Source organism: Streptomyces cyaneofuscatus (assembly GCF_042718795.1).
Lineage (GTDB): Bacteria > Actinomycetota > Actinomycetes > Streptomycetales > Streptomycetaceae > Streptomyces > Streptomyces cyaneofuscatus_A.
The window spans coordinates 138129-150945 of the sequence record NZ_JBHXOX010000017.1 but is presented as its reverse complement, the minus strand read 5'-3'; the positions used below and the strand labels follow the sequence as shown (position 1 = coordinate 150945).

At 72.1% G+C, this 12817-nt stretch carries 11 protein-coding genes; 3 read left to right on the top strand and 8 right to left on the bottom strand.

Features of this window, described 5'->3' with window-relative positions:
• Positions 1–12 precede the first annotated feature (12 nt).
• The 5 genes from ACFWRT_RS20900 to ACFWRT_RS20880 form a co-directional block, all read right to left on the bottom strand.
• On the bottom strand, positions 13–1275 hold the full coding sequence (locus tag ACFWRT_RS20900) for a cytochrome P450 (protein WP_380952974.1): 1263 nt from the start codon (positions 1273–1275) through the stop codon (positions 13–15).
• Positions 1272–1886 carry a GTP-binding protein gene (locus ACFWRT_RS20895; RefSeq protein WP_355117966.1) on the bottom strand — a complete coding sequence of 205 codons (615 nt, stop codon included), beginning with the start codon at positions 1884–1886 and terminating at the stop codon, positions 1272–1274. Before ACFWRT_RS20895 ends, ACFWRT_RS20900 begins: the two co-directional genes overlap by 4 nt.
• A complete protein-coding gene (locus ACFWRT_RS20890) occupies positions 1867–2223 on the bottom strand; it encodes a DUF742 domain-containing protein (RefSeq protein WP_355080796.1) in 357 nt (118 codons plus the stop codon). Before ACFWRT_RS20890 ends, ACFWRT_RS20895 begins: the two co-directional genes overlap by 20 nt.
• Positions 2220–2636, bottom strand: coding sequence for a roadblock/LC7 domain-containing protein (locus ACFWRT_RS20885; RefSeq protein ID WP_031124219.1), 417 nt, complete (start codon positions 2634–2636; stop codon positions 2220–2222). The genes ACFWRT_RS20890 and ACFWRT_RS20885 overlap by 4 nt, the downstream gene beginning before the upstream one ends.
• A gap of 117 nt (positions 2637–2753) precedes the next feature.
• Positions 2754–4658: an ATP-binding protein gene (locus tag ACFWRT_RS20880; protein ID WP_380952975.1), complete on the bottom strand. Its 1905-nt coding sequence runs from the start codon at positions 4656–4658 to the stop codon at positions 2754–2756.
• A gap of 741 nt (positions 4659–5399) precedes the next feature.
• Between ACFWRT_RS20880 and ACFWRT_RS20875 the strand changes: the two genes are divergently transcribed.
• Positions 5400–6077 carry a DUF4232 domain-containing protein gene (locus ACFWRT_RS20875; RefSeq protein WP_380952976.1) on the top strand — a complete coding sequence of 226 codons (678 nt, stop codon included), beginning with the start codon at positions 5400–5402 and terminating at the stop codon, positions 6075–6077.
• Between the two features lie 40 nt (positions 6078–6117).
• Here the strand turns inward: ACFWRT_RS20875 and ACFWRT_RS20870 are convergent, their stop codons facing one another.
• The gene (locus ACFWRT_RS20870; protein ID WP_161266159.1) at positions 6118–6738 is read right to left on the bottom strand and encodes a TetR/AcrR family transcriptional regulator; all 621 of its coding nucleotides are present in this window, start codon (positions 6736–6738) and stop codon (positions 6118–6120) included.
• Between the two features lie 147 nt (positions 6739–6885).
• On the opposite strand from ACFWRT_RS20870, the gene ACFWRT_RS20865 reads away from it, so the two are divergent.
• Both ACFWRT_RS20865 and ACFWRT_RS20860 read left to right on the top strand, forming a co-directional pair.
• Positions 6886–7659, top strand: a complete 774-nt coding sequence (locus tag ACFWRT_RS20865) for a siderophore-interacting protein (RefSeq protein WP_380953017.1) — start codon at positions 6886–6888, stop codon at positions 7657–7659.
• 224 nt (positions 7660–7883) lie between these two features.
• On the top strand, positions 7884–10130 hold the full coding sequence (locus ACFWRT_RS20860) for a 2Fe-2S iron-sulfur cluster-binding protein (RefSeq protein ID WP_380952977.1): 2247 nt from the start codon (positions 7884–7886) through the stop codon (positions 10128–10130).
• A gap of 35 nt (positions 10131–10165) precedes the next feature.
• On the opposite strand, the gene ACFWRT_RS20855 is transcribed toward ACFWRT_RS20860, so the two are convergent.
• Together ACFWRT_RS20855 and ACFWRT_RS20850 are read right to left on the bottom strand one after the other, a co-directional pair.
• On the bottom strand, positions 10166–11983 hold the full coding sequence (locus ACFWRT_RS20855; RefSeq protein ID WP_463288373.1) for an MFS transporter: 1818 nt from the start codon (positions 11981–11983) through the stop codon (positions 10166–10168).
• An 87-nt stretch (positions 11984–12070) separates the two neighbouring features.
• Positions 12071–12694: a histidine phosphatase family protein gene (locus ACFWRT_RS20850; protein ID WP_380952978.1), complete on the bottom strand. Its 624-nt coding sequence runs from the start codon at positions 12692–12694 to the stop codon at positions 12071–12073.
• Positions 12695–12817: the final 123 nt, after the last annotated feature.

Here is a 12817-nt window from a genome sequence, read left to right as displayed (position 1 = left end):
TCACCGCCTCACCTACCGCGTCACCGGGCTGAAGACGACCGGTAGTTCCGACAGTCCCCGCATCCAGACCGAGGGGCGCCAGTGGAGCTCCGCCGGGTCCACCGCGAGCATCAGGTCGGGCAGCCGTTCCAGCAGCGTCTCCACCGCCGTACGGGCCATCACGTCCGCCAGCAGAGGCGCGGGGTAGGGGCAGCGGTGCTCGCCGCTGCTGAAGGACAGGTGCGCGGCGTTCTCGGCTCCGACGTACGACTCCGGCCAGATCTCCGGGTCGGTGTTGGCCGCGGCGATCCCGAGGACGAGGCAGTCGCCGGCCCGGATGTGCCGCCCGCCGAGCTGGACGTCCCGTACGGCCCAACGGCCGATGAAGTTCTGGGTCGGGGTGTCCAGCCACAGCACCTCGTTGAGTGCCTCGCCGACACTGAGCCGGCCGCCGGAGACGTTCAGCGCGAACCGTTCGTCCGTCAGCAGCAGCCGCAGTGTGTTGCAGATCCAGTTGGCCGTGGGCTGCTGGGCGGCGGCGATCACCGAGATGAGGTCCTGGACGATCTGCTCGTCCGTCAGTCCCTCCGGGTGGGTGACCAGCCGGGACGTGACGTCGGGGCCCGGGGCCGTACGCCTCTCCTGGACCAGCCGGCGGAGCCGGTCGCCCACGCGCCCGTAGGCGGCGACCGGGTCCTCCCCCTCGTTCGCGTCCAGGGAGATGCGCAGGTCGTCGACGAGCGACTGGGTGTCGTCCCCCGTCAGGGGCATGCCGCACAGTTGGACCACGGCCCGCATCGGCAGTGCGTGGACGAAGCTGCTCATCAGCTCGGTGCGGCCGCTTCCGGCGAAGGCCGTGATGAGCTGGTCGGCGATGGCGGCGCAGTCGCGGGCCAGTTCGAACTGGTCCACGGACTCCAGCGCCTCGGTGATCACCCCGGCTCTGCGCCGGTGCTCGTCGCCCTCGGTGAAGAGCACCGAGGGCTGGTATCCGACGTACGGGAGCAGCGGCCAGTCGGCGGGGATGTTCTCCCACTGGTTCCAGCGGCGGGAGTCGCGGGCGAAGATCTCGTCGTGCTCGGTGACGTAGGACAGCTCCGCGTAGCCGAGCACCAGCCAGGCGGGGATGTCCGCGTCCAGGAGCACCGGGGCCACCGCGCCGTGCTCCGACCGCAGGGAGCGGTACAGCTCGGTGGGTGTCTGCTGGTAGGAGTTCCCGGACAGCCGTACCGCCCCCCGGCCGGCCGGGCAGCCGGGGGCGGCGGGGGGACCGAAGGCGGGGCTGGAGGTACTCATGGGGTCGCCTCCCGGGCGAGGGCCATCGTGCGCAGATGGTCGACGAGGGTGATCAGCACGTTCTTGCTGGAGGTCCGGACCCGTGCGTCGCAGTCGACCATGGGGACGTGCGGGGGCAGGGCCAGGGCCTGGCGGATCTCGTCGAGGGAGTACGTGGTGTCGTGGTCGAACCGGTTGACCGCGACCACGAACGGGGTTCCGTGGTGTTCCAGCCGGTCGATCGCGTACCAGGAGTCGTCCATCCTGCGGGTGTCCACCAGGACCACAGCCCCCAGGGTGCCGGAGAACAGGCGGTCCCACAGGAACCAGAAGCGCTTCTGGCCCGGGGCGCCGAAGAGGTAGAGCACCATGCGCTCGTTGAGGCTGATGCGGCCGAAGTCGAACGCCACCGTGGTGGTCGTCTTGCCGTCGACACCGCTCGTCTCGTCGACCCCGACGCCCGCCTGGGTCATGACCTCCTCGGTGTTCAGCGGGCGGATCTCGCTCACCGAGTGGACGAGGGTGGTCTTGCCGACGCCGAAGCCCCCGACGACGACTATTTTCAGACCGGTCTCCGCGGCGTCGGCCAGGGGCGTGCGCTGGGCGGGCAGGTCAAAGCCTACGGAGTCCATGGAGCACCTCCATCAGCAGATCGGAGTCGGCTAGCGCGGCGGGGGAGTTCGCGGCGCGGGGGTGGCGGGCGGTGATGCGGCCGGCCGTGTGCAGGTCGTCGAGGAGGATGCGCACCACGGTGACGGGGAGGGAGAGTTCGGCCGCGACCTCGACGACGGCCGTGGGGTGCCGGCACAGTTCGAGGATGCGGGCGTGTTCCGACTGCATGCCCGTGGTGGGCCGGGACTCGCTGACGACGAGGGTCACCAGGTCGAAGGAGTCCTCGGACCGGCTGCGTCCGCCGGTGACCGTGTAGAGCCGGTCGGGGGGACCGGTGTCGACGGGCCGGAGGGTCATGACCGGCTCCCCGGGGCCCCGCCGCGTGGTGCCGCGCGCAGATGGTCGCCGATCTGCTCGACCATCTGCGTCATGTGGTGGCCCACCGCACTCGGGTCGGCCTCCTCCGAGGCGACCACGGCCAGGTGGGCGCCCTCGCCCGCTTCCACGATGAAGAGCAGGCCGCCGTGGAACTCGGTCATGGAGTGCCGGACGCCCCCGGTGCTGTCCCCGAACTCGATGGACGCCCCCTGGGCCAGTGCCTGCATGCCCGAGCAGATGGCGGCCAGTTGGTCGGCCTGGTCGAGGGTGAGGTGTTCGGTCCAGCAGAGTTTCAGTCCGTCCCGCGACAGGGCCAGGGCGTGGCGCGTTCCGGGGGTCTGCTCCAGCAGCCTCTGCAGGAGCCAGGTGAGGCTGGTGTCTGTGGTCTGCATGATGTGTGGCGGGACCGTGCGGCCAGGAGGCCGGCTGTACGGCCCGTACCTCCAATCTCGGAAGGTTCGAGCGAGGGGCTCCGATGCGCCGGGCACCGGGGGGATGGGCGTGCCGGGCTAGGGGGTGCCGGGGGGCGGCGTGGCCTGGCTGTCCGGATCTCCGGGGTTCTCCTGGGGCCGGCGTCCGCGCTGGAAGGCCCCGAACTGCTGGGACGCGCTGCGCGGCGGGGACTTCCTGGGTGCGCCGCCGTCCACCGGGGCCCGGCCCGCGGTGCCGCCCCGGTGCCGCCCGTGTTCCCGCTCGGCCTCTCCCATGGTCCGGCCCGGGGTGCGTACGGGCAGGCCGTTGGGGGTGGACAGGGCTGCGGGCCGGACCGGCGGAGCTGTCGGTTCCGGTACGGGCGGGCGGACCGTCTCCCGTACGGGCTCCGGGGGCCGGCCCGGCAGTTCGTACCGGGCCGGCGCGTGGTCGGGTGCCGGGGGCGTGAGGGGGGCCGGTGCCGGGGCTGCGAGGGGTACGGGGGTGAGGTCGGGGGGTGTGGTGGGTGCGGGGACGGCCCGTACGGGCGTACCGGTGGGGGGTGTCACCGAGGTGCCGGGCGGGGGCGCGGCCGCGGCGGCCGTGGCCCCGGGGCGGCTCGGGGCGGTGGGCAGGCCCGGAGCCTGTTGGGTGTCGCGGTTCTCCTGGGCGACGAGCTGGCGGGGCAGCAGGATCACCACGCCCGTTCCGCCCCGGGAGGACGGGCGGTAGTTGACGCTGATCCGGTGCTTGAGCGCGAGCTGTCCCACGACGGCCAGGCCGAGCCGGGTGCCCTGGAGCGAGGCGAGGTCGGTCAGCCGTCCGGAGACGGAGTCCGCGGCCCGGCGCATGGCGGCGTCGGCCATCTTCAGGCCGCTGTCCTCGATGGTGACGACGATGCCCGTGCCGCGTTCCTCGACGTAGACGTGGACCTCGTCGATGGGGGGCGAGAAATTGGCGGCGTTGTCCATCAGTTCGGCGAGCAGGTGCATGACGCCCTCGGCGGCGAAGCCGGAGATGGCGGCGGTGGACGAGCAGTGCAGCCGTACGCGCTGGTAGGCCGCGATGCGTCCGACCGCGCCGCGCAGGATGCTCTCCATGACGATCGGCCTGTTCCAGGCGCGGCTGGGCCGTCCGCCCATCAGCAGGGCCAGCCGGTCCGTCATGAGGCCGAGCTGGGAGGTGGTGTGGTCCAGCTTCAGCAGGTCGCCGAAGACCTCCTCGCCGTGACGTTCCTGCATGGTGCGCAGATCGGCCAGCATGCTCACGGCCTTCGCCTGGACGCGGCTGAGAGCCTTGGCCGAGGCGGTCTGGGCGGCCAGGGCACGACGCTCGCTGAGTGCGAGCTCCCGGACCACCGACTCGGCCGACGTCCTCAGCAGCGGGTGCTCGGGCAGCACGGTCTCGGCTCGCACCGAGGCGCCGGACTCTCCGGCGCGGAGCCGGACGGTCACCGACGGAAGCGTCTCCCTGGTGAACCGCTGCACCTCGGCGGTCATCACCTCCAGCTCGTCGCGGAGCCGGGCGATCTCCGCCCCCAGCTCCTCATGCAGCTGGGCGTTGCCCGCCTGGAGCGAGGCGGCCTGCTGCCCCTGCTCCTCGACGGTGGCCGCGGCGATGTGCAGCAGCTTGCGGTGGCGAGGGCTGCGCGGCGGGGGCACCTGTTCGAGTGCGGCGGCGGTGTTCCAGCCGCCGCGCACCAGCCTGATCACGGCGGGCAGTGCCACGTCGGACGTGTGGGCCGCGTCCGCTTCGAGGGCTGCTGTCGACGCCTTCAGCCGGTCGGCCTCGATGGTCCGCTCCGTCGCCGTGCGCTGCGCCCTGACGACCAGTCTGCGAGCGGTGACGAGCGTGATGGCCACCACCAGCCAGGCGGCGCCGGCGACGGCCACGGCCCAGCCGCGTGTGCCCTGCGGTGCCAGCACCACGGCCACGGCTCCGGCTGCGGCGCTCAGCGCCAGCAGGGCCCAGACCGGGGCTGTCACGGCCGTCGGAGCCTTCATCGGTCGCCGCTGTGTGGGGGGTTCGGGTTTGGGCATTGATGCGGGTCCCTCAGTTCATGCCGAGCAGAAGGTGTGGGGCCGCCTCGGAGGCCTACCACAAGGGCGGGCGGAGGAAAGGCGAGACGGGAAGGCCCCTGTCCGGCAGGCAGAGGCCTCATCGTAGCCATCCTGATGCACTGAATGATCTGCCGAGCGGCATAGTCCTATGGCAGTACAAGAATGTCGTGAACTGTGCGCCGTTGCCCGTCCGTTGCGCTGTGAGTGGTAGTCCCTGCGGCGAAGACGGAAAGGTAAGGGAAAGCGCCGTCCGGCCGTCGTGGCGGTGGGCGCGCGAGGGATGGCACACTCGCCCGAGTATTCGGCTGAAAACGCGATATGTGTGCGGCGTTGACTCGTTCGAGGGCTTTCTTTTCGGTCAATCTGCCTTGATTTTGCTGACCGCCGTACGAGGCGGCTGAGTCGTGTAAACGCTGGATGACTCGTGTATATGGAGAGAAAGTGCAGACCGGTGTGCGTGCGGAGAGGACGCCGCGTCATCCGATCGGGAAGACCGGGTGGGCGGAGATGGCGTCTCCGGTGCGGCCCGGTGACGGGAGGGGGGCGCGGGACCCGGGAGGTAAGCGGTTTCGGGAACGCGGCGGGGGGCAGGCGCGGTTGAACCGCGGAGGGCCTGACCACCCGATACCGCCGCACAGGGGTGAACGGTTGGCGGGACTCCCACGACCTTCGAGGAGCGCATTCATGCGAACGAGCCGGATCGCCGTCACTGCCGCAGCCGTCGTCGCGGGTCTCACGCTGTCCGCGTGCGGGGGTGAGGACAGCACGACGGACGCGGGCAACACCTCGTCTTCTTCACCCAGTTCCACTCCTGCCGAGGAGCAGACGGAATCCGCTCCCTCCGAGCAGCCGGAAGGCGAGTCCAGCGGGGCGGGAACGCCCGAGGAGACGCCGGACCAGGGCTCGGCGGGCCAGGAGTCCGGTGGCACCGGGACGACGCCGGAGCGGTGCCACACGGACGATCTCAAGATCACGGCGACCGCCGCGACCATCAGCGGTGACGACACCGAGACCGTCGCCGTCGAGCTGATGAACAAGTCTGGTCGCGCGTGCTCCATCAAGGGGTTCGCGGGGGTGAACCTGCTGTCGAGCGAGGGTGCGATACCCGCGACGCGCAGGGACCAGACGGACGACGGGACGGTGCTGAAGAGCGGTGAGCCCACCTACTTCGGCATCTTCTACAAGAAGAACGAGTCCGGTGGTTCCGGGGTCAAGATCAAGGGCCTCGTGGTCACGCCCCCGGACGAGAAGAAGTCCGTGACCCTCAAGTGGCCGGGTAAGCCCTCGCTCCCGGTCACCGACAGCCCGGAGCCCTCGGTGGAGATCGGGCCGATGGGCAGCGTCGGGCAGGGCCAGGGGTGACCCGCTCGCCGTCCCCTGGGGAGGGCCGGGGCCGTGACGGCTACCGGTCGCCGCCCAGGTAGCGCGTCACCAGGTCCGTCAGTTCGTTCTCCAGCGCCTCCTCCGGGATGGACCGCGGGTCGGCCATGTGCTTGTGGGTGTTCATCTCGACCGTGAACAGGATCAGTTCGGCCGCGGTGTCCAAGTCCCGTACGTGGACGTCCGGATGCCGGGCGAGAAGGTCACGCACCTGGCTCACCCGCTGCTTCCCGTGCCGGTCGATCGTGTCGAGCAGCTCCTGCGAGAACGACGCCTCCTCGATCATGATCCGCAGGAGCTGCGGATCGTCCCGGTGGTTGTCGATCGCGTCGCGCACCAGTGCCCGCGCCATCGTCCGCAGGCTCCCCGGGGACAGGTCGAGCTGATCGGCCTGCGTCCACGCGCTGCGGTCGATGTGCCGCACCAGCAGCTCGGCCAGGACGGAGTCCTTGTTCGGGAAGTACTGGTACAGGGACCCGATGGAGATACGGGCGTGTTCGGCGATCCGGTTGGTGGTGCCGGCGGCGTATCCGTACTCCGCGAAAACGTGAGCAGCGGCGTCGAGGATGCGCTCGCGGGTGAGCTCGGCGCGCACCTGGCGGGGCTTGCGACGTGGTTGGAGACGACGGTCGGCCGATGGCATGAGGGGCCTCCTGCGGCGCGCGAAATGCGAGTAGCCAAAGAGCTGAGCTATTACTCACAATAGTGCCATGACCTGCGAAGAAAGCACTCTTTCCGGCACGGGTGACGCGCCTTGATCCCCAAGGTGCACCTCCCCGAGTCACGCACGATGATCACGCTGGAGGTGCTCGGCCGCGAGCTCCTCAGCCCGGGTTTCGCGAGCGTCACCCTCGGCGGCCCCGCCGTACGGGATCTGCTGATCGCGGGCGGCGACCAGGCGGTCCGGCTGTTCTTCCCCCGGGAAGGGCAGCCGGGGCTGCGGATGCCGACCGTCTCGAACGAGGCGTGGATCGCCCAGCTGATGCTGCTGCCGAAGTCCGTCCGCCCCTGGGTCCGCAATCTGACGATCCGGCGGGCGCGGCCGGAGCAGGGCGAGATCGACATCGAGTTCGCCCTGCACGGCGACGCGCCTCTGTCGTCCTGGGTGCGCCGGGTGGAGCCGGGCGATCCGGCGGGGATCTTCGACATCGGCACCACGTACCGCCCGCCGGAGCATGCGGAGGGGCAGCTGCTGGTCGGCGACGAGACCGCGCTGCCCGCCATCCTGTCGATCCTTGACGGAGCAGACGAATCAACTGCCCCGCCACCGAGCGAGGTTCATCTGGAGGTGGCGTCCTCGGCCGACATCCGGCCCGTCGAGACGCCCGTGGGCGTCCGTATCCACTGGTACGCCCGCGATGACGCGGCGCTGCGGCCCGGTGCCCTGGTTGTGGCCGGGGTGCGTGACGCGGCGCTGCCGTCCGGCCGCTTCTCCACGTGGGTCGCGGGGGAGTCCCGGCTGGCCACGTCGGTGCGGCGGTATCTGGTCAACGAGCGCGGTGTGCCCAAGCGGGACGTCACGTTCGTCGGCTACTGGCGGCTGGGGCGGTCCAGCCCGGGGTGAGAGCGGGGGCGTCGGATGGCCGGGCGGTCGGACGGTTGGTTCGGCCGGCCGGACCCGGCGGGCAGGCACGGGAGCCGGTCCGGGACCGGAGGGAGATCCGGTCCGGTACCCGGAGGAGATCCGGTCTGTGGGCCGGAGGAGACCCGGTCTGTGGGCCGGAGGGAGATCCGGGCTGTGGGCTGGAGGGAGATCCGGGCTGCGAGCTGGGCGGAGAGGGAGTTGCCGTGGAGAAGACGGACCGGCCGGGTGGTACGCACCGGCTGACGACGGTGGACGAGGTCGAGCGGACCGTCGGCCGACCACCGTCGATGATCATGCTCAAACAGATCAAGGCTCTCGATGAGGGCTGCCGGACCGTCCTGGCCCGGTCCCCCGTCGCGGCCTTCGGCTACCGGGCCCCCGACGGCACCAGCAGGACCACCTTCGTCGGCGGGGCGCCCGGCTTCGCCCGGGTCCATTCGCCCACGCGGATCTCGTTCGTCCTGTCCGAGCCCGGCGACCCGCACGGCCCGGTCTCGTTCTTCTTCCTCCTGCCGGGCGTCGGGGAGATCCTGCGGGTCAACGGCTCGGTGGCCACCCGGAAGGGGGCCGAGGTGACCGTCGAGGTCGCGGAGGCGTTCGTGCACTGTGCGCAGGCCGTTCTGCGGTCCCGACTGTGGCAGCCGCCCGCCCTGGTTGACGGGTCCGGCCCGGTCGGCGGGGCCGCCCCGGTCGGCCGGCCCGGCCCGCTCGGGGAACCCGGGGTCGCCGAGTTCCTGGCGGCGGCGCCGTTCCTCGCCCTGTCCACCTGGGACGCCTCCGGTGGCGCCGACACGAGCCCGCGCGGAGACCAGGGGGCGGCGCTGCGGGTTCTCGACGGCCGGACGCTCCTCCTGCCGGACCGGAGGGGCAACAAGCGCGCCGATACGCTGCGCAACCTGGTGCAGGACGACCGGCTCTCCCTCGCCGCGCTCGTACCGGGACGCGCCGGCGTGCTGCACGTCCGGGGCCGGGGTGCGATCACCGACGATCCCGCGCTGCTGGAGACGATGGCGCTGCGCGGGACGCCCCCGCACGCGGCGCTGCTGATCGAGGTCGAGTACGCGGAGCTCACCGGCAACGACGCCGTGGCGCGCTCGCGGCTGTGGTCCCCCGGGGGCCACCTCGACCAGGGTGCGGCGCCCGACCTGATGGCCCTGGCGGGGAAGCATCTCGCCGCCAACTCGGCCGAGGAGGAGGGCGGTTCACCCGCTCTCCTGCTGAAGGTGCTCATGGCGGTGCCGGGCCTGCCCCGGTTGCTGCGCCTGGTGGTCGACCGCGCCTACAGTTCCGGGCTGCGCAAGGAGGGGTACGACGCCCTCCCGCCCGGCAGGAGCGGGTGGCGGCGCCTTCTCCCGTACCGCAGGGCCGTCGACGGCGGCCGGGAGGAGAAGGCGGAGGAGGAGCGCGGGGAGCGGCAGGACCTGCGGGAGGTGCGGATCGCAGAGGTGCGCCGGGAGACGCTGAGCGCGGTCACCCTGGTCCTGGAGGACTGGGGGCGGGAACCGGGTACGTTCGACTTCCGGCCGGGCCAGTTCTTCACCCTCGTCGCCGACATCGACGGCCGCCCGGTGCGGCGGGCCTACTCGGCCTCCTCGGTGCCCGGATCGGCCCGACTGGAAGTCACCGTCAAGCACATCGCGGGCGGCCGGTTCTCCGCCCACGTCCATCAGAGCCTCCGGACCGGTGACCGTATCGCGGTGCGCGGCCCGTCAGGCCACTTCCACGCGGAGCCGCAGCCGCCGGACGAGATCGTGCTCGTCGCGGCGGGCAGTGGGGTGACGCCCATCATGAGCATGATCCGCACCCGGCTCTCCGACCGCTCGGCGCGCGACCGTATGGCGTTGCTCTACAGCAGTTCCAGCGCGGAAGAGGCCATCTACGGGGAGGAGTTGGCGCGGCTCGCGAAGGACCACCCCGACCGGCTCTCGGTCACCCACGTCCTGTCCCGCCGCGACGGGCGACTCGACGCGGACCGGGTACGCCGTTGGGTCACCGGTGCGCCTCCGGCCCGGGACGCCCACTACTACGTCTGCGGGCCGGCCCCGCTGACGGCCCTCGTCCGGGAGGTCCTCACCGGGCTCGGGGTGTCGGACGGACAGGTCCACCACGAGCGCTACACCAGCGGTACGGAGACCGGGGCCGGGACCGGGATCGGGGCCGGGACCTCCGTGCCGCAGCGGATGACGGTCGAGAGGGACGGCGAGCCCGTCGGCACGGCGGTCGTGGAGCCGGGCCAGACGCTCCTGGACGCGGGCCTGGCCGCCGGGCTGCCGATGCCGTACTCCTGCACTGTGGGGAACTGCGGCGACTGCATGGTGCGGCTGAAGGTCGGCGAGGTCGCCCAGAGCGAGCCGAACTGCCTCACGGAGCGGCAGAAGGCCGACGGGTACGTGCTGGCGTGCGGGGGGTGCCCGCTGTCGGAGGTCACCCTCGACATCGCGGACCCCTGATCACCCGCCCGCGCTCAGGCTTCACCCGCCAGGGCTCAGGCTGAGGTGTCCGTGTCCTGCTTGCCGTCCGTCTCGGTGCCGTTCCTCTCGGTGGTGACCGGCTCCGTGCTGACCGGCTCCGTGCTGACCGCCTCGGTGCTGACCGCCTCGGTGATGACCGGGAAGCGGCGCGGGGCGAGGACGACGAGGGCGAGCAGGGCCAGGGCCGCCGCTCCGGCCGCGCCGATGTAGACGTGGTCCACCGCCGCGTCCACCGCCCGGCGCAGGTGGTCCGTGGCCGCCGCCGAGAGCGCGCCGGGGTCCTCCAGCGTGCGGGCGACCGCGTCCAGGTCGTCGGGGAGGCCGGGTACGGGGGCGTCGAGGAGGCGAGCGGCCAGCACGCTGTTCGCCACCGCCCCGAAGACGGCCGCGCCGATGCTCTGGCCGACCTGGCGGCAGAAGAGGACGGACGCCGTCGTCGTACCGCGCTCCGCCCATCCCACCGTCGACTGCACGCCCACGATCAGCGGGAGTTGGAAGAGGCCGAGGGCCGCGCCGAGCAGCAGCATGATCAGGGCGGGCTGCCAGGGCTCACCCGGGTAGGGGAGCAGCGGGAAGGCCAGTAGGACCAGCAGGGTGGCGCTCATGCCGATGATGGCGGTGAGCCGGAAGCCGATGCGGTTGTAGACCCGGTCGGCGAGGGCCGCCGAGACGGGCCAGCTCAGGGTCATGACGGAGAGCACGAACCCGGCCGCGATCGGGCCGAGGCCCAGGACCGACTGCGCGTACGTCGGGAGGAAGACGGTCGGCGCGACCATCAGCAGCCCCATCGCGCCGAGCGCCAGGTTGACCGAGGCGATGGTGCGGCGGCGCCAGACCCAGCCGGGGATGATCGGTTCGGCCGCCCGCCGCTCGATGACGACGGTCAGGGCCGCCAGCGCCGCGCTCGCCGCGAACAGGCCGAGCGAGGGCGCCGAGAGCCAGGGCCAGGCGACCCCGCCCTGGACGAGCGCGGTGAGGAGAAGGACACCGGTCGCGAAGACGGCCAGCGCGCCCGCCCAGTCGATACGGGGACGGGTCTTCGGCCGGGGGCGTGCGGGTTCGTGGAGGTGGCGGACGACGAGCCAGAGGGCGATCGCGCCGACCGGGAGGTTGATGAGGAAGATCCACCGCCAGTCGGCGTACCCGGCGAGCAGCCCGCCGACCACGGGTCCCGCGACCGCCGAGGCGGCCCAGACGGTGGACAACTTGGCCTGGATGCGCGGGCGTTCCTTCAGGGGGTAGAGGTCGGCGGCGATGGTCTGGACGGTGCCCTGGAGAGCGCCGCCGCCGAGGCCCTGGACGATACGGAACGCGATGAGCGCGCCCATGTTCCAGGCGGCGGCGCAGAGCAGCGAGCCGACCAGGAAGAGGGCGATCCCGGCGATCAGGACCGGCTTGCGGCCGAAGGTGTCGGAGAGCTTGCCGTACACCGGGAGCGTGACGGTGACGGCGAGCAGGTAGCCGGAGAAGAGCCAGGAGAAGACGGTGAAGCCGCCGAGGTCGCCGACGATCTGCGGTACGGCGGTGGAGACGATGGTGCCGTCGATGGCGACCAGCGCCATGCCGAGCATGAGGGCCGCGACGACGGGGCGGCGGCCCCGGCGGGTGGTGAGGGCGGCGGGGGCGCCCGGCTCGGCCGTTCCGTACGTACCGCGCTCGCCGTCCGTGCCGCCGCCGGCGCCGCTGCCGGCCTCGGTGCCCCCCGCACCACCCTTACCGCCCGCACCGCCCGTGCCGCTGCCGGCCTCGGTACCGCCCGCACCGCTGCCGGTGTCGATACCGCCCGTACTGCCTGTACCGCCCGTACCGTCCCTGGCCTCCGTGCCGCTCACCGGGTTTCCTTCCCTATGCACGTATCTCCCGGGGCACTGTCTCATCCCGGGCGGCGGCGTGGGGGCGGGCCGGCCGAAGTGGCGGGGTCAGAGGCGCTGTTCGGGCGGGAATCCGGTCCAGCGCAGGTCGGCGGGAAGGTGGCGCATGTCGTTGGTCAGGAGGACGGAGGCGGGGCGGTCGGGCGGGTAGCGGATGACCGTCAGGGCCGCGTTGGCGTGGTTGAGGCCGAGCCAGCGCCACTCGGGGGCGTACATGGCGTCCCGTACCAACCAGGCGACCAGGAAGTTGTGGGTGACGACCAGTTCGTGCCGGTCCTCCTCGCCGTCGACCGGGCCGGTGAACCGCTCCAGTGCCCGGCGGGCCAGGGCGGGGCCGTGCTCCCGCTCCTCCTCACCGGCTCCTTCGAGGAAGCGGAGGAAGAGGTCGGCTGACTCCGGCGGGAATTCGTCCCGGTGCGGGACGTGGGGGACGTAGTCGCCGGCGAGTGACGAGGGGTGCAGCGGTACGCCGTCCAGCTCGTCGCCGATCAGGCGCGCGGTCTCCGCCGCCCTCGGCAGCGGGCCGTGGTGGATCGCCGCGAAGGGGATGCCCTGGAGGCGCCGGCCGAGCAGGGTGGCCTGGCGGCGCCCGTTCTCCGTCAGTCCGCTCTCGTCCGGGGTCGCCTCGCCGTGCCGGACGAGGTGGAGGTAGCGGGTGGCTGTGGCGGTCATGTCCTGGGCCCTTCGGTGCGCCGGTGATCTCGCCCTCGGTGGACGCCCGGACTCCGGTCCCGGTTCCCGGAGGAGGACCCTGACACCGCCTCCCCCCGGAGGACGACTCCCCCTAGGGGGCAC

What these genes read in the sequence shown, in the direction of transcription:
- ACFWRT_RS20880 (WP_380952975.1), bottom strand. Translation starts at nt 4,658, where the DNA reads ATGAAGGCTCCGACGGCCGTGACAGCCCCGGTCTGGGCCCTGCTGGCG.
- ACFWRT_RS20890 (WP_355080796.1), bottom strand. Translation starts at nt 2,223, where the DNA reads ATGACCCTCCGGCCCGTCGACACCGGTCCCCCCGACCGGCTCTACACG.
- ACFWRT_RS20900 (WP_380952974.1), bottom strand. Translation starts at nt 1,275, where the DNA reads ATGAGTACCTCCAGCCCCGCCTTCGGTCCCCCCGCCGCCCCCGGCTGC.
- ACFWRT_RS20885 (WP_031124219.1), bottom strand. Translation starts at nt 2,636, where the DNA reads ATGCAGACCACAGACACCAGCCTCACCTGGCTCCTGCAGAGGCTGCTG.
- ACFWRT_RS20850 (WP_380952978.1), bottom strand. Translation starts at nt 12,694, where the DNA reads ATGACCGCCACAGCCACCCGCTACCTCCACCTCGTCCGGCACGGCGAG.
- ACFWRT_RS20895 (WP_355117966.1), bottom strand. Translation starts at nt 1,886, where the DNA reads ATGGACTCCGTAGGCTTTGACCTGCCCGCCCAGCGCACGCCCCTGGCC.
- ACFWRT_RS20865 (WP_380953017.1), top strand. Translation starts at nt 6,886, where the DNA reads ATGATCACGCTGGAGGTGCTCGGCCGCGAGCTCCTCAGCCCGGGTTTC.
- ACFWRT_RS20870 (WP_161266159.1), bottom strand. Translation starts at nt 6,738, where the DNA reads ATGCCATCGGCCGACCGTCGTCTCCAACCACGTCGCAAGCCCCGCCAG.
- ACFWRT_RS20875 (WP_380952976.1), top strand. Translation starts at nt 5,400, where the DNA reads ATGCGAACGAGCCGGATCGCCGTCACTGCCGCAGCCGTCGTCGCGGGT.